A 19414-nucleotide genomic window follows, 5' to 3' on the forward strand; every position below is an offset into this window, starting at 1 on the left:
TGCATACCGGTTGCCACAGGCGGGCAACGCATCGCGCCATTGTCAGGAATATCGAGATTTAATGACTCAGGAATCCCTTGCCCGCGATGGCATTGTCGCGGGCAATGATAACCCTTTGCTGAATGCCGCAGCGCCCATTCTGAATGCCGTGGTCCGCATCCGGCAGGCCGCGACGCACGACGATCCCGCCGGTCTGCGTCAGCTGCTGATTGAAGAGATTCGTCAGTTCGAACACCGCTGTAAACAAGCCGGCTTACCGTTTGAGATGATCATCGGCGCGCGCTACTGCCTGTGCAGCCTGCTGGATGAAGCTGCGGCGCAGACGCCGTGGGGCACGCGTGGCGTCTGGTCCGGCAACGGGATGCTGGTCACCTTTCACAACGAAAGCTGGGGCGGTGAGAAGGTGTTTCAGCTGCTGTCGCGGGTCTCACAAAGCCCGCAGCAGCACTTCTGGCTGCTGGAGCTGATCCACTACTGCCTGCTGCTGGGCTATGAAGGTCGCTATCGCGGCAGCGAAAGCGGCCGTGCACAGTGTGAAGGCATCCGCAAACGTCTGGCGCAGCTGATTGCCGAGCACCGTCCGGCGGAGCGCGACAGCACACCGCTGGTGGAAGTGCATCCGCTGGTCAGCAGCCTGACGCGTCCGATGGTGCCGCTGTGGGCCTGCGCCACGCTGGCGACGCTGATTGCCTGCCTGATTTACAGCGGCCTGAACTGGCGGCTGGGTAACGCAGCGGAACCGCTGCTGCGCGCTATTTACCAGACGCCGCTGCCGCAGATTATGCCAGGCCGCCGCCCCGCCTCACCGCAGGCGCTGCTGGATCTGCACCAGCGGCTGAATGATGTCATCGCCGCCGGTCAGCTTGAAGTCAGCGACGGCGCATTCGGCAGCAAAGTGATCATTCCTGCCGATAAACTGTTTTCCAGCGACGGCACGGTGGTGAATCAGGTCGGCCGCGCGCTGCTGGCACACGTTGCCAGCGCCATGAAAAGCGTAAAAGGCACCGTGCTGGTGTCAGTCTATACCGATAACAGCCCGGTCGATGGCCGCTTCGCCTCCAGCTATGAGTTTTCGCTGGCGCGCGCCCGTGCGGTCACGCAGCTGCTGAATCCGCAGCTGGCGGGCAGCCAGAGTATTAAAGCCGAGGGCCGTGGCGACAGTAACCCGCTGCTGCCCAACGACAGCAATGAAAACCGCGCCCGCAATCGCCGGGTGGAGATCACCCTGTTTGCGGCACCGGAAACCCTCGGCACTCATCAGGGAGGCCAGTGATGCGCGCATCGCTACAACATTTACTCACCCATCGTTTGTTGTGGAGCCTGATTGGCGTCACCGCCCTGAACTGCGTGCTGTGGATGCTGGGTCCGCTGTGGAGCTGGGGCGATACCCGGCCGCTGGAGCCGGTGCTGCCGCGCCAGATCGTCGTCGGCCTGCTCTACTTTGCCTGGGTGCTGTTCCAGTTCATTCCGGCTATCTGGCGCGGCTGGTTCAACAGTAAGCTGCTGAACCGGCTGCAGGCGATGAGCAATGAAGAGGTCTCCGACCGGCAGGCCACCGAGACCCTGCTGGCGCAGCGTTTCAGTGAAGCGGCGCTGCGCCTGAAGCGCACGCAGTTTGGCCGCCGCCATCAGAAAAGCTGGCTGGCCCGCTTTCAGAGCCATTATCTCTATCAGCTGCCGTGGTATGTGATCATCGGCGCGCCTGGCGCGGGCAAAACCACCGCGCTGCTGAACGCCGGTCTGGAATTTCCGCTCACCGACAGCCTGGGAAAAACGGCGATTCGCGGCGTTGGCGGCACGCGCCACTGCGACTGGTGGTTCACCGATAGCGCGGTGCTGATTGACACCGCCGGGCGCTATGCGCTGCAGGAGAGCCAGCGCGCGCGTGACGGGGCTGAATGGCAGAATTTTATTCACCTGCTTAAACGCTACCGCACCCGTCAGCCGATTAACGGCGTGATCATGACCATCAGCGTGGCCGATCTGCTCACTGACTCCGCCGAAGCGCGGCATGCACAGGCCAGCGCCCTGCGACAGCGTATGGTGGAGCTGCACCAGCAAACCGGTATTCATTTTCCGGTTTATGTCATGGTGACCAAAACCGATTTGCTGAAAGGCTTTATGAGCTTTTATGGTCAGCTAAGCAAACCGCAGCGCGACGCCATCTGGGGGTTCACCTTCCCGTGGGAACCGGGCAAGCCGCATAAAGATGACTGGCACCAGAGCTTTGGCCACAAGTATCAGCGGCTGGAGCAGCGTCTGCAGCAGCAGCTGGCCGACGTCATGGCCAGCGAGCGCGATCTCACCCAGCGCGCCGACAGCTTTCTGTTTCCGCAGGAGTTCAGTTCGCTGCGCCCGCTGCTGCACGAATATCTGGATGTGGTGTTTTCCCGCCATCAGGATGAGGTGGCCTGGTCAGCGCGCGGCCTGTTTTTCACCAGCGGCACGCAGGAAGGCCTGCCGTTTGACCGAATCATGGGTGAACTGAACCGTAAACTGCAGCTGCCGCACAGCGGCGCAGGCAGCCTGGCGGCATGGGACAGCGTTAACCGCAGTAATCCCATCCCTGGCAGCAAAGGCCAGAGCTTCTTTATCCGCGATTTGCTCAGCGAGCTGGTGTTCCGCGAAAGCGGCCTGGCGGGCAGCAACCGCCACTGGGAGTACCGCAACCGGCTGTTCCACTGGATTGGCTATGGGGTGCTGACCGGCGCGCTGGTGCTGCTGACCGGCCTGTGGCTGACCAGCTACGTGCAGAATGAGCGTTATCTGGACCAGGTACGCGCGCGAATCGGACCGATTACGGCACAGAGTCAGCAGGTTATTCATCAGCCAGCCGATAATATTTTCGATCTGCTACCCTTCTTAAACAGCCTGGTGAAACTGCCGATGTCGGACCGCTTTTCGCTCGACAATCCGCCGCTTACCATGCGGGTGGGGCTGTATCGCGGTAATCAGGTGAGCGATGCCGCCTGGGTGCTTTATCAAAATGCGCTTAAGTCTTTGCTGTTGCCGCGCGTGGCCCAGCAGATCACCAATCTGCTGCGCAATGACCCGGGTAACGATAACGAATACAGTCGCAACGCGCTGCGCGCTTACCAGATGCTGTATCAGCCGCGCAATTACGACGGCGAGTTTCTGCGCAGCTGGCTGATGCAGAATCTGCAGCGCACGCTTTCGGATGATGTCAGCGCGCGCGATTTACAGCAGCTTGACTGGCATCTCAGCCAGCTGCTGGATCAGCAAATTCAGTCGTCACCTTATGCGCGTGATAACGCCCTGATGATGCGTAAGCTTGCGGAAAATCTGAAAAATGCCGGTCAGGATGGCCCTGTGCTGGCGGTTGCGCCGGCAACGGCCACGCCGCGATTGACCGAAGACAGTGAGTAATGGTGAGGTAACGATGGCGAAGATTATCGCGCCAGGCTGGTACGGCAAGTTACCGGCCACGGGCGACTTTTTACGCCAGCGTCTGAGCGAGAGCACGGTTACGCCCTGGAGCCACTGGTTTCAGCAGGGGCTGATCCACTGGCATCAGCAGGAAGCCGCCAGCACGCCGCTGTTTCTGCGCGCGCCGGTGTGGAACTTCGTGCTGCCGCTGTCGCCGCTGCGCCAGCAGGTGCAGATGGGCTGCCTGCTGCCCTCCTGCGACCGCGTTGGCCGGGCGTGGCCGCTGCTGGCACTGCGCAGCTTTCCGCTGAGCAGCTGGCACCCGGCGCAGCTGGCGATCTCCGGCGACTGGTTTCAGGAGCTGGGCACGCTGCTGCTGCGTGCGGTGCGCGAGCGTCTCAGTCCGGACGCGCTGGAAGCGGCGATGCAACAGCTCTCGCCGCTGCTGGTGCCGGACACGCAGCGCAGCGACATTATGGATGTCATTGGTTTTGACGATCTGCCCTGCACGCTGAGCTGGCGTGAAGTGGCGGATCGCTTTGATCCCCAACAGCATATCAGCTACTGGTGGAGTAACCGCAGTGATGGCTTTGTTCACGCCACGCATAAACACAGTGGCCCCCTCACCGCGCAACTTTTTTCGTTATTGTTTAACCCGGCATCTGGTGCACAGCCGGGACGTAATGGCCTCTATCCACCGATGTTTGAATAGGCCAGCGCGATTGCCTTGTTAACGGGATGACTCATGCAATTTACCATTGTGCAGTGCAATACGGACGTGCCCGCCAAAACCGTTGCGTTTCAGCCGCCTGGCGGCACCATTGGTCGCAGTCAGGATAACGATTTAGTGCTGCCTGACGAGTCGCGGGCTATCTCGCGTCTGCAGGCGCTGGTGCACCTGTCGCCCGACGGCGAGTGCCGCCTGACCAATCAGGGCAGCGTGACCTCGGTGGTGCATAACGGCGTGGCGCTGCAGCGGGGTTCGCAGGTGCTGCTGCACCACGGTGATACGCTGCACATCGGCGAGTATGGCCTGGAAGTGCGCGATCCTCAGCGTCAGGATCCGCTGGCGTTTTTCAGCGACAGCGCCAGCGATCCGCTCGGCATGCAGCAGACGATTGTGCCAGAACCGGAGATCCTGCCGGAGATGCCGACGCCGCGTCAGGAGCGCCGCCCGGATGCGCGGCTGGCTATCGACCCGCAGGGCGACAGCGCCAGCGTGCCGGGGTTACTGCCGGGGGCCGATCAGGACAAACTGGTTGCTGCCCTGCTGGAGGGCATGGGGCTGAATAACGGTCATCAGACACCGATGACCGAAGAACAGATGCGCGTCACCGGACGGATGCTGAGCCTGTTTTCCCAGGGCACGGTGGCGCTGCTCTCTTCACGCTCCATCCTCAAGCGCGGCGTCAAGGCCGACATGACAATGATCCTGAACGAAGCCAACAATCCCTTCAAAATCCTGCCCTCCGGGAAAACCGTGCTGATGCAGATGTATCAGAGCCAGATGCCGGGTTTTATGCCACCGGAAGCTGCGGTACGCGATGCGCTGGTGGATTTGCAGGCGCACCAGCTGGGCATGATTGCCGGCATCCGCGCCATCATCGCCGCGATGCTGCAGTCGTTTAATCCGCAGCGGCTGGAAGAGGAAGCGCGTAAAGACGGCGTGCTGCCGAAAATGCCGTTCAGCGGCGGGCGTAAAGCCGCCCTGTGGGACTATTTTTCACGCCACTATCAGCGTACGGCGGGCGAAATCGAAGACGATTTTCATACGCTGTTTGGCGAAGCCTTTTTGCACGCCTATGACATGGAAGTGAACCAGTACAAAGATTCTCAGACGCGGACCGAAGACGCATGAAGATGATGTTTGCCAGCCGCTGCCAGCAGGGTATGCGCGATGAAAACCAGGATCGCACCGGGGCCGAGCTGGATGAACATAAAGCCTGTTTTCTGGTGTGCGACGGCGTGGCCGGACTGCCCGGCGGTGACTACGCGGCTCAGCTGGTTCGTGACACGCTGCTGACGCAGCTGCATCGCAGCGCGCGTTTCACGCCGGAATCCACCCGCGAGGCCATTGAACATTGCCAGCAAACGCTGCAGATCGCCCAGGGAAACAATCCGAATTTTTCCCGCATGAGCACCACGCTGGCGGCCCTGTTTATTGACCGCGAACAGCAACGCGCCTGGTGGGCGCACGCCGGTGACAGCCGGGTTTACCACTTCCGGCACGGGGTGCTGCATCAGGTCACGCGCGACCACAGTCTGGCGCAGCAGCTGCAGGAGGCCGGCTATGAAAATACCGGCATTAACAGTAATTTACTTTATAATGCGCTCGGCGTGGAACCGGCGCGCCCGGCCACCTTTAGTGAGGTGATCAACCTGACCGACGGCGACGCCTTTCTGGTGTGTACCGACGGTTTCTGGCTGAATCTCACCACGCACGAAATGGAGCAGGCGCTGCGCATGGTCAACGCCTGCGAAGAGTGGCTGGCGTTGATGGAACAGGCGGTCAACCGCAGCGTTAAAAGCGACAATCTCAGCGCGCTGGCAATCTGGATTGGCGAACCGCAGGATGCGACGCTGCTTTATTCCCAGGCTGATGCGGCACGTTTTCTGCCGTCACGTTATTGATTGCAAGGATCATTATGAAAGTGTGGTTGCCGGGCGCTGCTGCCCTGTTGCTGGCGCTGAATGCGCAGGCGGAAGATTATCGCGTGGTGTACTCGCCGAGCCTGTCGCTGGAAGTGTATATCGATAACGTGGCGAGCAACGCCCCTGCCGACTGGTGTAAAGAGACGCTGCCGCTGCGCATTGTCTCCGGCAAAAACAGCGACACCACCATCCTGACCAGCTTCCTGCCGCGCGTCGGCACGCTACTGGCGAACCAGTGTGGCCTGCTGGATGTGATCCCGTGGCAGATGACCAATAAAGACGGCAGCGTGCTGGCGACCGGCAGCGCGGCGAAGCTGCAAAACTGGCGCCCTATCATTCAGAACGATGTGGCGGCCACGGATAAAACCGCCGCGCCGCTGGATCTCTCGCGTCCGGCTGACAGCACGCCGCTGCAGCACTTTGCCCTGCCCGGAGGCTGCCATTTCCGCACCTGGTGGGATGAACAGGGACAGTCGCTGTTTGTTCCCGACAGCGCGCAGCAGCACTGCTCAACCGAAGGCTGGCTGGAAGGCCCGGCCAGCATGACGCTGATGAGCGAAGGCAAAACGCGCCAGCTGGCCGTCAGCTTTGTCGAAGGCTACCCGGTGGCGGATTTGCGCCTGAGCGGCCCGAAACTGGAAGTAGTCGCGGTTAATAAGCAGCGCATGATCGTAACGCGTCCGGATACCGACGGCAGCTGGCTGGTGCTGCCGTTTGATGCGCAGCAGCACGTGTGGCGCTTCAGCGGCACCATGCTGGTCAAAATGGATAAGAATCAAGGCAAGGATAGCGAGGCAGTAAAAGCGCGGGTTGATAGCTTACGCGGCATCTGGTCGCCGCAGTTTGTGCCACAGCAAAAAGTGACTGTGTTACTGATTGACACCCTGCATGCGGATCTGGCCGATCCGGCGATCGGTGCCTGGCGTAACATTAATTAATTAGCGGTCGTTGCCCGCCGTCACATGAGGTGACGGGGCGCTACAGGACGTGTTCAGAGAGCTCACTATGTCGGCAAACGAAAACCATACACCCAATGCCCTGCCTGCGGGCTACCGGTTTAACGAGTTTGAAATCAAGGAAGTCATTGGCGGCGGCGGCTTTGGCATTGTTTACCGTGCCTGGGATCACCAGCTAGAACGCACCATCGCCATCAAAGAGTACATGCCGGTGTCACTGGCGGTACGCGCTGCCGATTTGTCTCTGGAACTGCGCGGTGAGCGGTTTCAGAAACTGTTTAACGCCGGGCGCAACAGCTTTATTCAGGAGGCCCGCCTGCTGGCGCGTTTCAATCATCCCGGCTTGCTGCACGTGCTGCGCTTCTGGGAAGAGAATGGCACCGCCTATATGGGCACGCTCTACTACAGCGGCATGACGCTGAAAGAGTGGCAGCTGACCAGCCCGGAGCAGATTGACGAAGCCTGGATTCGCCGCCTGCTGCCGCCGCTGTTTGGCGCGATTAATACCATTCACACCGCAGGCTACCTGCACCGTGACATCTCGCTGGACAATATCCAGATTCAGGAAAACCAGCTGCCGGTGCTGCTGGATTTCGGCTCGGCCCGCAAAGAGATTGGCAACCTTTCCGATGAAACGGAAATCATGCTGAAGCCGGGATTTGCGCCCATTGAGCAGTACAGCGAAGAAGGCGAAGTTGAACAAGGCCCGTGGACTGACATTTATGCGCTTGGCGCGGTGCTGCATACGCTGATCACCGGGCATGCGCCGCCGGTCAGCGTGGTGCGCTGTATTGAAGACAACTATCAGCCGCTGGTGGAGCGCAAACCCGCAGGTTATAGCCTGCCGCTGCTGCATGCCATTGACTGTGCGCTGGCGATGAAGCCGCAGGATCGTCCGCAGAGCATTGACGCTTTTGCCCGGCTGATTGACCTGCCGGTCAATGATGTGGAAGCGCTGATTACTGCAATACCGCTGGCGAATGAACCGCCGGCCGCAGCGGAACCGGCCGCGATGCCTGCGCCAGAGCCGCAGGTAATCGCGGTCAATCACGGTGCAGCCAGCGCGGAACCGGTCACGCCACGCGCTGTGCGTCGGCTCTCGCCGGGCCTGCTGGCGCTGGCGGCTGTCGCGGTCGTGGCGGTGGGTATTGTGGTGTGGAAAAGCAGTCAGCACAGCGAAACGCCGCCGGTGGCCTCCACCGCGCAGCCGGCAGCACCCGCAGCAGGCGCCACGCCAGCGCCCGCCACCAGCAGCGCACCGACCATGGCAACGGTCTATCTGCAGCTGCAGGCAGGTGAGAATATTGTGCTGAATGGCCAGGCGCAGGATGTGAAGCCGGCCAGCAGTGGTTTTGCCTCACTGAATCTGGCGGCGGGCAGTTATCGGATTGAAGTCCAGAGCGGCGGCAAGGTGCGCAGCCAGATGCTGACCATCAACCAGCCGGGAACCTGGCTGATTAATCCTGCGAAGTAAGCGAACGCTGCGCTGCAGATTGCTGCAGCGCGCGCACTTCCGCCGCCAGGCGCGTCAGCGCCGCTTCCTGCATACCGCGTTTACCCAGCTCCTGCTCCAGCGAGAACAGATACTGCGCATTGGTGCCGAGCGGGCCGCTGGCCTGCGCAATCAGCGGTGCAATGGTGCTGCGGCAGGAGTCATCTTCATACAGCGGGTGACGCGGGTCCATAATGAACACCAGCGCCGTCACCTGACGCCCGTCATCCAGCGTCAGCGCGCACCAGGTTGGCAGGTAGCAGCCGGTGATCATCTCGCGCTTCCACAACAGCTCCAGCTCCTCGTGCAGGCGATCTTCCGGCAAACGAAACGCCAGCCCGCTGGTGGATCCGCCCTCCTTGAGGGCCAGCATCCGGCCCGGCGCCGCGACCGTACCACGACCGGCAGTCAGGCGCAGGCAAAACGCGCGGTGCCAGCCTTCCAGCCTGCCGGATGCCACTTCTTCGGCTTCAAACACCGGATTCCACATCAGGGAACCGTAGCCAAAAATCCATACCGGGCTTTGGTCAGGACGACAGGCCAGCGTCGCTGATAAGGATGCCGCGCGCTTTTCACAACTCCACAGCAGCGCTTCATCAATATCGCCAAATGATGTTTTACAATCCGCTTTTAATAAGAATTCCCGGGTTAACAATGCGACCTCCTCCACTGCGCTGACGTCCTGTCGGTTGGGCTCCTTGATCAGGCTGTATTACAGGCGACGCCTGCTGCGTCGACTTAAGTGACGACATTAATGCATTTTTCATCACGGTTTCAAGATTGACCCCGATCACAAAGAGGAAAATCTCTATAAACAGCATCGGCTGGCTGGCAGGATTCTTGAACAAAGCGGGGAAAATTGTGAAGCGGGCCACGCAGGCCCGCAGGCAGGCTACTTTTTCGGGTGCCACTTATCGTCGTCACCTTTGGCGTACTCGTTCTTTACCGCCGCCCAGGCCACTTTGTGCGCCACTTCTTCGCGCGATTCATCACCGCGCCGTTCATCCTTGTCTTTATACTGATCCCAGGCGCTGTTGAACGCTTTCTGATAAATGGTCTGCGCATGGGCCGGTAACACATGGCGGACGCTATCCGGTAAGTCCTTGTTTGATGAATATGGCATGCTTCCTCCTGTTTTATGGACCCTTATCAAGTCTGGAAGAAGACCACGAAAATGCAAATACCCCTTTTAGCCAGCCAGGACAACAAACCACCCGATAACGCGGTAAAATCGCAATTATCAGACAAATTAACGTCATTAAAATGACGATTAAACATGAGAGAAGTGATATTAATATCATGAAAATAAAATAAATTTCTATGATAACCGGTTTTTTCGGACCTTTTGCACGTAAAAAATGAAAAGTAAAAACGCGTAAAAAATCTGCGGCTGCGCTGATGAAAAGTTACACTGCGCTGCGTGAGATGCGACATATATTTATCAGGCAGACCTGTCTGGTTTTATCTTTTCCTCAGGAGGATGGTGAATGGCTGCACATGAGAAGACCCGACACAGTGAGTACTCCCTGATCTTTCCGCTGGCGGCGCTGGCCGTGCTGACCTTTTACGGCAGCCAGACGGCGCTGCTGCCCGTGATTGGCATTAACCTGCTGGCGCTGGTCGCCATCCTCAGCAGCGCCTTCAGCGTGGTGCGTCACGCCGACGTGCTGGCACACCGTCTGGGTGAACCTTACGGCTCGCTGATTCTGAGCCTTTCCGTGGTGATTCTGGAGGTGAGCCTGATCTCTGCGCTGATGGCCACCGGTGGCGCGGCACCCGCGCTGATGCGTGACACACTCTACTCCATCATCATGATTGTGACCTCCGGGCTGGTGGGGTTTGCCCTGCTGCTCGGCGGTCGTAAATTTGCCACGCAGTACGTCAATCTGGCGGGCGTGAAGCAGTACATGATTGCGATTTTCCCGCTGGCGATTCTGGTGCTGGTGTTTCCGAATGCCCTGCCCGGCGGCAACTTCACCACCACGCAGGCGCTGATTATCGCAGCGATTTCTGCCGCCATGTACGGGGTTTTCCTGCTGATTCAGACCAAAACCCATCAGAGCCTGTTTGTCTATGAGCACGAAGATGACAGCGACGATGGCGATCCGCATCACGGTAAACCTTCCGCGCACAGCTCGCTGTGGCATACGGTCTGGCTGATTGTGCACCTGATTGCGGTCATTAGCGTGACCAAAATGAACGCCAACACGCTGGAGCACCTGCTGACCGAGCTGAATGCACCGGAGCAGTTTACCGGCTTTCTGGTGGCGCTGCTGATCCTCTCGCCGGAGGGACTGGGGGCGATTCGTGCGGTGCTGATGAACCAGGTGCAGCGCGCCATGAACCTGTTCTTCGGCTCGGTGCTGGCCACCATTTCACTGACGGTACCGGCGGTGACCATCATTGCCACCCTGACCGATCAGCAGCTGATTTTTGGCCTGGAGCCGCCGCATATGGTGGTAATGAGCGCTGTGCTGATTTTATGCCACATCTCCTTCTCCACCGGGCGCACCAACGTGCTGAACGGCGCGGCACACCTGGCGCTGTTTGCCGGCTATCTGCTGACGATTATGCTGTAAGCTTGCCCGGTTGCCTGTGCATCACAGCCAACGCAGGCAATAAAAAAGGCACCCGCAGGTGCCTTTTTTGTTCGTGGCTTTCTCAGTTGCTGGTATCCAGCGCCGGGAAGCTTTTGACCAGATCGTCAATCGCTTTCATCTGCACAAGGAACGGCTCCAGCTTATCCAGCGGCAGGGCTGACGGGCCATCGCATTTCGCGCTGTTTGGCTCCGGGTGCGCTTCGATAAACAGACCGGCAATGCCGACCGCCATCCCGGCGCGTGCCAGTTCCGCCACCTGAGCCCGACGGCCACCGGAGGCCGCGCCGAACGGGTCGCGCGTCTGCAGCGCATGGGTCACGTCAAAGATCACCGGGCTGTTGTTGGTGACTTTCTTCATGACGTTGAAGCCCAGCATGTCCACCACCAGGTTGTCATAGCCGAAGTTGCTGCCGCGATCGCAAAGGATCACTTTGTCATTGCCGCCTTCGGCAAACTTATCGACGATATTGCCCATCTGACCCGGGCTGACAAACTGTGGCTTCTTCACGTTAATGACCGCGCCGGTTTTGGCCATGGCCTCTACCAGATCGGTCTGGCGTGCCAGGAAGGCTGGCAGCTGGATAACGTCAACCACGTCGGCCACCGGCTGCGCCTGCCAGCTTTCATGGACGTCAGTGATGATTTTCACCCCAAAAGCCTGCTTCAGCGCCTGGAAAATCTTCATTCCTTCATCCAGACCCGGACCGCGGTAAGATTTGATTGACGAGCGGTTCGCTTTGTCAAAAGAAGCCTTGAACACGTAGGGAATGCCGAGCTTATCGGTAACCTGCACATAATGTTCGCAGATGCGCATGGCGAGATCGCGGGACTCCAGCACGTTCATGCCGCCGAAGAGAACAAATGGCAGATCGTTTGCGACCTGAATATCGCCAATACTCACTACTTTCTGTGTCATGCCCTTTCCTTATTTCGGGGGACGCGCTTAATGGAGCGTCACCTGTTTCTGTTCAATTGCGTGAATCTGCACTTTAATCATTTCGCTGACCGGGTCCTCAGGACACTGCTCAACGAAATAGGTTAAATCGGTCAGCGCGATATGCTCACACTCCAGCTGTGCGTAAATCAGGCCGCGGTCGCGGATCTCGTACGGATCGTCCGGGTCGATCTGCAGCAGCACCTGGCTGACGTTGAGCGCCAGCTCCATCTGCTTCTCTTCCATCAGCGCCGCCTTCAGCGTATCCAGCATTTTGCGCATTACGCTGATGGTTTTGGCCTCGTCGAGGTCATCCGAGTACAGTTTCGCTGTCGGGCTGATGTTGCCCTTCAGCCAGACTTCCAGCGTATGGGTATCCAGCGTTTCGCCGTTGAACGGGTTGATTAACCACATCTCACCGTCCAGCCAGTCGGCGCGCAGAATCAGCTGGGTGGGAAAAATCACCGGCATCAGCGGCAGTTCCAGCTCTTCGGCAATGTGCAGCAGGATCACGCCCAGCGACACGGCGGTGCCCTGGCGGCTTTTCAGCACTTTATCGATCCACAACGCGTCCGATAAATTGTACACGCCGCTGGCGCCGCCGAAGCCCCACTGGCTATAGAACAGCTCCAGCAGCTTCTCCAGCTGTAAATCTGCGTCCTGCTCACTGCTGACGTAGGCGCGTGCCTCTTCGACCAGATCGGCCAGCTGCTGCTGAACCGAAGGAGCAGAAAAATCATTGCGGATGGCGCAGGTGGCGCCAATGACCGCTTCACTTAACGGTGTTTCACTAAAATCGAGTTGTACTGGCGAGGTCATACTATCCCCAATATCGGCATTTTGGTCATCGCCAGCTTGATCGCAAACAGCAGCGCGACGATGGCGATTAAACAGGCAACCCAGCGGGTTCCCATCTTACGCGGGCGACGACTCAATGCCACGGAACCTAAGGCGATGTAGATGATAACCGCTAACAGCTTCTCCGTCAGCCAGCTTCCTTGCGGTGTGAAGGGATAAAAATGCGTAATCATGACCAGCAGCACGCCACTCAGCAGCAACAGCGTGTCATTAACGTGCGGCGCGATGCGCACCCAGCGCCGCTGCAGCATTGCCGAACCGGTGGTCAGCCAGTAGAAGCGCAGCAAAAACAGGCTGATGGTCAGGCCCACGGTGAGCAGGTGAAATTGTTTGATCAGCGGATACCAGCTGGCCATCATGCTTCCTTAATCAGTTGTCCTAAAGTCACGCGCGGATTGCCGCCGTAGTCATTCACGGTACAAACGGCCTGATAGCCGTGCTGCGTCATCAGCGCCTGTACCGCTGTGCCCTGCTGCCAGCCATGCTCCAGCAGCAGCCAGCCGTGCGCCTGCAGCCAGTGCGGTGCGTTACGAATGATAAAACGCAGGTCGGCGAGGCCCGCTTCAGCCGCCACCAGCGCACTGAGGGGTTCAAAGCGCACATCGCCCTGCTGCAGATGCACATCGCTGGCATCGATGTAAGGCGGATTGCTGACAATCATATCGAAGCGCCGCGCCGGCAGGGCGTCAAACCAGTGGCTGAGCCGGAAGCAGGCATTGGTGATGTGCAGACGCCGGGCGTTGTCCTGCGCCAGCGTGACCGCGTCCGGCACCCGATCGCAGCCGATGACCTCGCAGTCCGGGCGTTCGCTGGCCAGCGCCAGCGCGATAGCCCCGGTGCCGGTGCCGAGGTCGAGAATGGTCGCTGCACGGGCAGGCAGGTGCGCCAGCGCCTGCTCCACCAGCACCTCGGTATCCGGCCGCGGGATCAGCGTGGCGTCACTGACGCGCAGCGGCAGCGACCAGAACTCCCGCTCCCCCACCAGGTGGGCAATGGGTTCACCCTGCACGCGACGCGCCAGCAGCGCGTCAAGCTGCTGCAGCTGCGACCCGGATAACCCGCTGTCATCAAAGGCGATCAGCCAGCTGCGTGATTTCCCGGTGACAAATCCCAGCAGGATTTCTGCATCGCGCTTCGGACTCTCGCCGCCAGACAGCGTCGCGATGGCGTGCTGCAGCCAGCGACGGATATCCATCACTCCTGCCCGGCCAGCGCAGCCAGCTGGTCAGCCTGATACTCCTGCACAATCGGCTCAATCAGCGTGTCCAGCTTGCCTTCCATGGTTTCATCCAGCCGGTAGAGCGTCAGGTTGATGCGGTGATCGGTGACGCGCCCCTGCGGGAAGTTGTAGGTCCGGATGCGGTCTGAGCGATCGCCACTGCCCAGCAGATTACGGCGGGTAGAGGCTTCTGCCGCCTGCCGTTTCGCCATTTCTGCCGCATGAATACGCGCGCCCAGCACCGCCAGCGCTTTGGCTTTGTTTTTGTGCTGGGAACGTTCATCCTGACACTCCACCACAATGCCGGTGGGCAGGTGGGTGATACGGATAGCGGAGTCGGTGGTGTTAACGTGCTGACCACCGGCCCCGGAAGAGCGGAACGTATCAATTTTCAGATCGGCCGGGTTGATGTCCGGCAGTTCCGCTTCCGGCAGCTCCGGCATCACCGCCACGGTACAGGCGGAGGTGTGAATACGGCCCTGCGATTCGGTTTCCGGCACGCGCTGCACGCGATGTCCGCCCGATTCAAATTTCATGCGCCCGTAAGCTCCGTCGCCGGTGATGCGCGCAATCACTTCTTTATAACCACCGTGCTCGCCGTCGTTAGCGCTGATGATTTCCACCTGCCAGCGACGCGCTTCGGCGTAGCGGCTGTACATACGGAACAGATCGCCGGCAAAAATTGCTGCTTCGTCGCCGCCGGTGCCGGCACGCACTTCCACAAAGCAGGGACGTTCATCATCGGGATCTTTCGGCAGCAGCAGCACCTGCAGCTGCTGTTCCAGCACTTCACGCTTTTCGCGGGACAGTTTTAACTCTTCCTGCGCCATGTCGCGCATTTCCGGGTCGTCGAGCAGCATTTCCGCCGTTTCAACGTCTTCCTGCACCTGCTGCCATTCGCGGAAGCAACGGGTAACGTCACTCAGCTGGGCATATTCACGTGATAACGCGCGGAAACGGTCCTGATCGCCAATGACGCCGGGATCGCCCAGTAACGCTTCCACTTCTTCATGGCGTTCCTGCAGCGCTTCCAGCTTGGCAACAATCGAGCTCTTCATCTAATAGAGGGTATCCCAGTGATAGGTCGTGACAGACCAGATTACTCTAAACCGAGGCTGTCACGTAAGATCTGCAGGCGTTCGCTATCGCCGTCGCGGGCGGCCTGCTGCAGTGATTTGGTTGGTGCATGAATTAAACGGTTGGTGAGCTTGTGCGCCAGCTCCTGCAGAACTTTTTCCGCGTCCGCTCCCTGCCGCAGCGCGGTCAGCGCGCGCTCCTGCAATTCCGCACGCACGCCTTCAGCCTGTGCGCGGTACTCGCGGATGGATTCGCCGGCGCTTTGCGCGCGCAGCCAGGCCATAAACTCACCGCTCTCCTGTACCACAATGCTCTCAGCCTGCACAGCCGCGGCTTTACGCTGCGCCATGTTCTGCTCAATGATGGCCTGCAGGTCATCAACGCTGTAAAGATAGGCGTTGGCCAGTTTGCCCACTTCCGGCTCCACATCGCGCGGTACGGCGATGTCCACCAGCAGCATCGGCTGATTGCGGCGCGCTTTCAGCGCACGCTCCACCATGCCTTTACCGATAATCGGCAGCGGACTGGCGGTGGAGGAGATAATAATATCGGCATCCGCGAGGCGGGTTTCGATGTCGGCCAGACCAATCACCTCTGCGCCCACTTCATCGGCCAGCAGCTGTGCGCGTTCCCGCGTACGGTTGGCAATCATCAGCTTCTGCACGCTGTGCTCGCGCAGATGGCGCGCCACCAGCTCAATGGTTTCACCCGCCCCAACCAGCAGCACGTTGACGCTGCTAAGCGATTCAAAGATTTGACGGGCTAAGGAGCAGGCGGCGAAGGCAACGGAGACGGCGCTGGCGCCGATTTCAGTTTCGGTCCGGACGCGCTTGGCCACTGAGAAGGTTTTCTGGAACATGCGCTCCAGTTCGCTGCTCAGCGTGTGATCGCGCGAGGAGTCCGCAAAGGCTTTTTTCACCTGACCGAGAATCTGCGGTTCGCCCAGCACCAGCGAATCAAGACCGCTGGCGACACGCATCAGATGGCTGACGGCGGCGTTGTCCTGATGCCAGTAGAGGCTGTTACGCACATCCTCTTCCCGCAAATCGTGATAATCACATAACCAGCGCACCAGCTTTTCCTGCAAATCCGCCTGCTGTTCTACGCTAAGATAGAGTTCAGTCCGGTTACAGGTGGAGAGCACCACACCGCTTTGCACCATCGGCTGAGACAGCAGGCTGTTCAGTGCCTGCGCCAGCGTGTCCGGCGCAAACGCCACGCGTTCACGCAGTGCAACAGGGGCAGTTTTGTGGTTGATTCCGAGAGCAAGCAGCGTCATGGTGATTCGGGTCAGTAAGTCCCAGTAATTGTCAGGTTTTGTGAAGCGCATTCTACAAGATGGCGCAGATCATGAAAAGCCATACAAAGGCTATGACTGTAATAAGATTAAACTGATCGTGCGCAATTTTCCCCGCGCTGGCATTGACGGCTCAGCAACGGGTGGTTAGCGTAGCCGGTTACGAATTAAAAACGTGTCTGAGGAGATGACCACGATGCATTTGCCCCCGCGCAAGCTGTTGCGCCTTTTGCCCCTCGCCAGCGTCCTGCTGGCGGCCTGTAGCCTCCATCAGCCGCAGCAGGGTCCCGGCCCCAGCACAACCTCACCGCAGTGGCAGCAGCACCAGCAGGCGGTGGCGAAAATCAGCCACTACCAGACGCGCGGCGCTTTTGCCTATCTCTCTGATAAACAAAAAGTCTATGCCCGCTTTAACTGGCAGCAGACCGCCGCAGATCGCTATCGCCTGCTGCTGACTAATCCGCTCGGCAGTACCGAACTGCAGCTGGATGCGCAGGGCTCAGTAGTACAAATCGTTGACAACAAAGGCAAGCGCTACGTCAGCAACGATGCAGAGAAGATGATTTCACAGCTGACCGGCATGGATATTCCGCTGGCAAATCTGCGTCAGTGGATGATGGGCCTGCCGGGCGATGCCACCGATTATCAGCTGAACGATCAGTACCAGCTGCGCAGTCTTTCGTGGAGCCGCAACGGCCAGCAGTGGAAAGTCAGCATTGCGGATTACGACACCAAAGTGAACCCACCGCTGCCGGCGAACCTTGAACTTACCGAAGGCGATCAGCGTATCAAGCTGCGCATGGATAGCTGGACCACGCAATGATCACCACCTGGCCCGCGCCGGCAAAATTAAACCTCTTTTTGTACATCACTGGCCGTCGTGCGGACGGCTACCATAACCTGCAAACGCTGTTTCAGTTCCTGGATTACGGTGACACGTTACATATCACGCCTGATAACAGCGGCACCCTCACCCTGCTGACCCCGCTGGCCGGCGTGCCGGATGGCGATAACCTGATCGTGCGCGCCGCCCGTCTGCTGCAGCAGGCGGCGGTGGAGAAAGGCACGCTGCCTGCCGGTGCCGGTGCGCAAATCGCCCTGGAGAAGCGTCTGCCGATGGGCGGTGGCCTGGGCGGCGGATCGTCGGATGCCGCCACGGTGCTGGTGGCGCTGAATCATCTGTGGCAGACGGCGCTGAGCGTTGATGAACTGGCTGCGCTGGGCATTCGGCTGGGCGCGGACGTGCCGGTGTTTGTCCGCGGTCATGCGGCCTTTGCCGAGGGCGTGGGTGAAGTGATCCAGCCAGCCGAACCGGCAGAAAAATGGTATCTGGTGGCGCATCCGGGCATCAGTATTGCCACGCCGGATATCTTCCGCGATGCCGGGCTGACGCGCAATTCACCAATACGCACATTAGATGAACTGCTGCAGCAACCTTTTCACAATGATTGTGAGGCTGTGGCAAGAAAACGTTTTCGTGAGGTTGATGCGCTGCTTTCCTGGCTGCTAGAATACGCGCCGTCGCGCCTGACCGGGACCGGAGCTTGTGTGTTTGCTGAATTTAACACCGAAGCTGAGGCTCGTCAGGTGCTGGAGCATGCCCCGAAATGGATAAGTGGCTTTGTGGCGCGCGGGCTTAATCTCTCGCCGTTGCAGCGCACCCTTTCCGGGCTCTAAGCGTGCAGGTGACAGTGTCACCCGTTCCAGACACTGCACGTCACGCATTAACACACCCGTATGAACAGGCTCAAATGTATTCGCCGGTTACGTTTGAGCGGTTCATTCTCTGGACGCCAAGCCTGAGGTTCTTCTCGTGCCTGATATGAAGCTATTTGCTGGTAACGCCACCCCGGAACTAGCACAACGTATTGCCAACCGCCTTTACACCAGCCTCGGAGACGCCGCTGTCGGCCGTTTCAGCGATGGCGAAGTAAGTGTACAGATCAACGAAAATGTACGCGGTGGTGATATTTTCATCATCCAGTCCACCTGTGCCCCCACCAATGATAATCTGATGGAGCTGGTTGTGATGGTCGACGCCTTGCGTCGGGCTTCTGCTGGTCGTATTACTGCTGTTATTCCTTACTTTGGCTATGCCCGCCAGGACCGCCGCGTGCGCTCTGCCCGTGTGCCAATCACCGCGAAAGTGGTGGCAGACTTCCTCTCCAGCGTCGGTGTTGACCGCGTGCTGACGGTTGACCTGCACGCTGAACAGATCCAGGGCTTCTTTGATGTCCCGGTTGATAACGTGTTCGGCAGCCCGATTCTGCTGGAAGACATGCTGCAGATTGGTCTGGAAAACCCGATTGTGGTCTCTCCGGACATTGGCGGCGTTGTGCGTGCCCGTGCGATTGCCAAACTGCTCAACGACACCGATATGGCTATCATCGATAAACGCCGCCCGCGCGCGAACGTTTCACAGGTGATGCATATCATTGGTGACGTGGCGGGTCGTGACTGCGTACTGGTCGACGATATGATCGACACCGGCGGTACGCTGTGCAAAGCGGCTGAAGCGCTGAAAGAGCGCGGCGCGAAACGCGTCTTCGCTTATGCAACCCACCCTATCTTCTCAGGCAATGCGGTGGAAAACCTGCGCAAATCGGTGATTGATCAGGTGATCGTCTGCGATACCATTCCGCTGTCTGAAGAGATGAAGTCGCTGCCAAACGTGCGTACCCTGACGCTCTCCGGCATGCTGGCCGAAGCTATTCGTCGTATCAGCAACGAAGAATCCATCTCTGCGATGTTCGAACATTAATTGTTCACAGAAAACCGGGCGCGCTGCCCGGTTTTTTTTATTTTTCCGCCCTGGCGCGATACCCCGATAAAGCCCCTTCCGCCGCAGATATTTGCGCGATAAACCGCGTCAAATCACGTTATTCTCATTGTCATCGACTCTTTTTTCCGGTTAACCGCTTGCGCCCTTTAGCGGGCCGGTG

At 59.1% G+C, this 19414-nt stretch carries 20 protein-coding genes; 11 read left to right on the top strand and 9 right to left on the bottom strand.

From position 1 onward, the window contains the following. Window positions 1–61: 61 nt before the first annotated feature. The 7 genes from icmH (at window position 62) to D8B20_RS09985 (ending at window position 8469) form a co-directional block, all read left to right on the top strand. Window positions 62–1273, top strand: coding sequence for a type IVB secretion system protein IcmH/DotU (gene icmH, locus D8B20_RS09955; RefSeq protein ID WP_145888732.1), 1212 nt, complete (start codon window positions 62–64; stop codon window positions 1271–1273). Continuing rightward, window positions 1273–3387 carry a type VI secretion system membrane subunit TssM gene (tssM, locus tag D8B20_RS09960; protein WP_145888733.1) on the top strand — a complete coding sequence of 705 codons (2115 nt, stop codon included), beginning with the start codon at window positions 1273–1275 and terminating at the stop codon, window positions 3385–3387. Before icmH ends, tssM begins: the two co-directional genes overlap by 1 nt. A 13-nt stretch (window positions 3388–3400) precedes the next feature. Continuing rightward, complete coding sequence (gene tagF / locus D8B20_RS09965) at window positions 3401–4099, top strand: type VI secretion system-associated protein TagF (RefSeq protein ID WP_145888734.1); 699 nt, start codon at window positions 3401–3403, stop codon at window positions 4097–4099. A gap of 33 nt (window positions 4100–4132) precedes the next feature. Continuing rightward, entirely contained in the window at window positions 4133–5245 is a 1113-nt protein-coding gene (gene tagH / locus D8B20_RS09970) for a type VI secretion system-associated FHA domain protein TagH (RefSeq protein ID WP_145888735.1), read from the top strand. Beyond that, entirely contained in the window at window positions 5242–6018 is a 777-nt protein-coding gene (locus tag D8B20_RS09975) for a PP2C family protein-serine/threonine phosphatase (RefSeq protein ID WP_145888736.1), read from the top strand. The genes tagH and D8B20_RS09975 overlap by 4 nt, the downstream gene beginning before the upstream one ends. 14 nt (window positions 6019–6032) lie before the next feature. Continuing rightward, window positions 6033–6977, top strand: coding sequence for a hypothetical protein (locus D8B20_RS09980; protein WP_145888737.1), 945 nt, complete (start codon window positions 6033–6035; stop codon window positions 6975–6977). A 67-nt stretch (window positions 6978–7044) separates the two neighbouring features. Continuing rightward, complete coding sequence (locus tag D8B20_RS09985) at window positions 7045–8469, top strand: serine/threonine protein kinase (protein WP_145888738.1); 1425 nt, start codon at window positions 7045–7047, stop codon at window positions 8467–8469. Here the strand turns inward: D8B20_RS09985 and D8B20_RS09990 are convergent. Genes D8B20_RS09990 through chaB form a run of 3 tightly spaced genes read right to left on the bottom strand, consistent with a single transcriptional unit; the run spans window position 8453 to window position 9610 of the window. Next, the gene (locus tag D8B20_RS09990; RefSeq protein ID WP_186454359.1) at window positions 8453–9142 is read right to left on the bottom strand and encodes a gamma-glutamylcyclotransferase; all 690 of its coding nucleotides are present in this window, start codon (window positions 9140–9142) and stop codon (window positions 8453–8455) included. The two genes, D8B20_RS09985 and D8B20_RS09990, sit on opposite strands and share 17 nt — an antisense overlap. After that, window positions 9105–9398: a hypothetical protein gene (locus D8B20_RS09995; protein ID WP_145888740.1), complete on the bottom strand. Its 294-nt coding sequence runs from the start codon at window positions 9396–9398 to the stop codon at window positions 9105–9107. Before D8B20_RS09995 ends, D8B20_RS09990 begins: the two co-directional genes overlap by 38 nt. Continuing rightward, a complete protein-coding gene (gene chaB / locus D8B20_RS10000; protein ID WP_145888741.1) occupies window positions 9380–9610 on the bottom strand; it encodes a putative cation transport regulator ChaB in 231 nt (76 codons plus the stop codon). The genes D8B20_RS09995 and chaB overlap by 19 nt, the downstream gene beginning before the upstream one ends. Window positions 9611–9974: 364 nt before the next feature. Between chaB and chaA the strand changes: the two genes are divergently transcribed. Continuing rightward, window positions 9975–11066, top strand: coding sequence for a sodium-potassium/proton antiporter ChaA (gene chaA / locus D8B20_RS10005; protein WP_145888742.1), 1092 nt, complete (start codon window positions 9975–9977; stop codon window positions 11064–11066). A gap of 82 nt (window positions 11067–11148) precedes the next feature. On the opposite strand, the gene kdsA is transcribed toward chaA, so the two are convergent. From kdsA to hemA, 6 genes are read right to left on the bottom strand one after another with little or no spacing between them, the layout of a single operon-like run. After that, complete coding sequence (gene kdsA / locus D8B20_RS10010; protein ID WP_145888743.1) at window positions 11149–12003, bottom strand: 3-deoxy-8-phosphooctulonate synthase; 855 nt, start codon at window positions 12001–12003, stop codon at window positions 11149–11151. 27 nt (window positions 12004–12030) lie between these two features. Then, entirely contained in the window at window positions 12031–12840 is an 810-nt protein-coding gene (sirB1, locus tag D8B20_RS10015) for an invasion regulator SirB1 (protein ID WP_145888744.1), read from the bottom strand. Then, complete coding sequence (locus D8B20_RS10020) at window positions 12837–13235, bottom strand: SirB2 family protein (protein WP_145890517.1); 399 nt, start codon at window positions 13233–13235, stop codon at window positions 12837–12839. Before D8B20_RS10020 ends, sirB1 begins: the two co-directional genes overlap by 4 nt. Beyond that, window positions 13235–14074, bottom strand: a complete 840-nt coding sequence (gene prmC / locus D8B20_RS10025) for a peptide chain release factor N(5)-glutamine methyltransferase (protein WP_145888745.1) — start codon at window positions 14072–14074, stop codon at window positions 13235–13237. The genes D8B20_RS10020 and prmC overlap by 1 nt, the downstream gene beginning before the upstream one ends. Next, window positions 14074–15156: a peptide chain release factor 1 gene (prfA, locus tag D8B20_RS10030; RefSeq protein WP_145888746.1), complete on the bottom strand. Its 1083-nt coding sequence runs from the start codon at window positions 15154–15156 to the stop codon at window positions 14074–14076. Before prfA ends, prmC begins: the two co-directional genes overlap by 1 nt. 41 nt (window positions 15157–15197) lie before the next feature. Continuing rightward, on the bottom strand, window positions 15198–16454 hold the full coding sequence (gene hemA / locus D8B20_RS10035) for a glutamyl-tRNA reductase (protein ID WP_145888747.1): 1257 nt from the start codon (window positions 16452–16454) through the stop codon (window positions 15198–15200). 214 nt (window positions 16455–16668) lie between these two features. On the opposite strand from hemA, the gene lolB reads away from it, so the two are divergent. The 3 genes from lolB to prs all read left to right on the top strand — a co-directional run bounded on the left by lolB (window position 16669) and on the right by prs (window position 19233). After that, window positions 16669–17295, top strand: a complete 627-nt coding sequence (lolB, locus tag D8B20_RS10040; protein ID WP_145888748.1) for a lipoprotein insertase outer membrane protein LolB — start codon at window positions 16669–16671, stop codon at window positions 17293–17295. Further along, window positions 17292–18149, top strand: coding sequence for a 4-(cytidine 5'-diphospho)-2-C-methyl-D-erythritol kinase (ispE, locus tag D8B20_RS10045; RefSeq protein ID WP_145888749.1), 858 nt, complete (start codon window positions 17292–17294; stop codon window positions 18147–18149). The genes lolB and ispE overlap by 4 nt, the downstream gene beginning before the upstream one ends. A 136-nt stretch (window positions 18150–18285) precedes the next feature. After that, on the top strand, window positions 18286–19233 hold the full coding sequence (gene prs / locus D8B20_RS10050; protein ID WP_006118899.1) for a ribose-phosphate diphosphokinase: 948 nt from the start codon (window positions 18286–18288) through the stop codon (window positions 19231–19233). Window positions 19234–19414 lie beyond the last annotated feature (181 nt).

It is taken from the genome of Candidatus Pantoea soli (genome assembly GCF_007833795.1).
In the GTDB taxonomy this organism is placed as follows: Bacteria; Pseudomonadota; Gammaproteobacteria; order Enterobacterales; family Enterobacteriaceae; genus Pantoea; species Pantoea soli.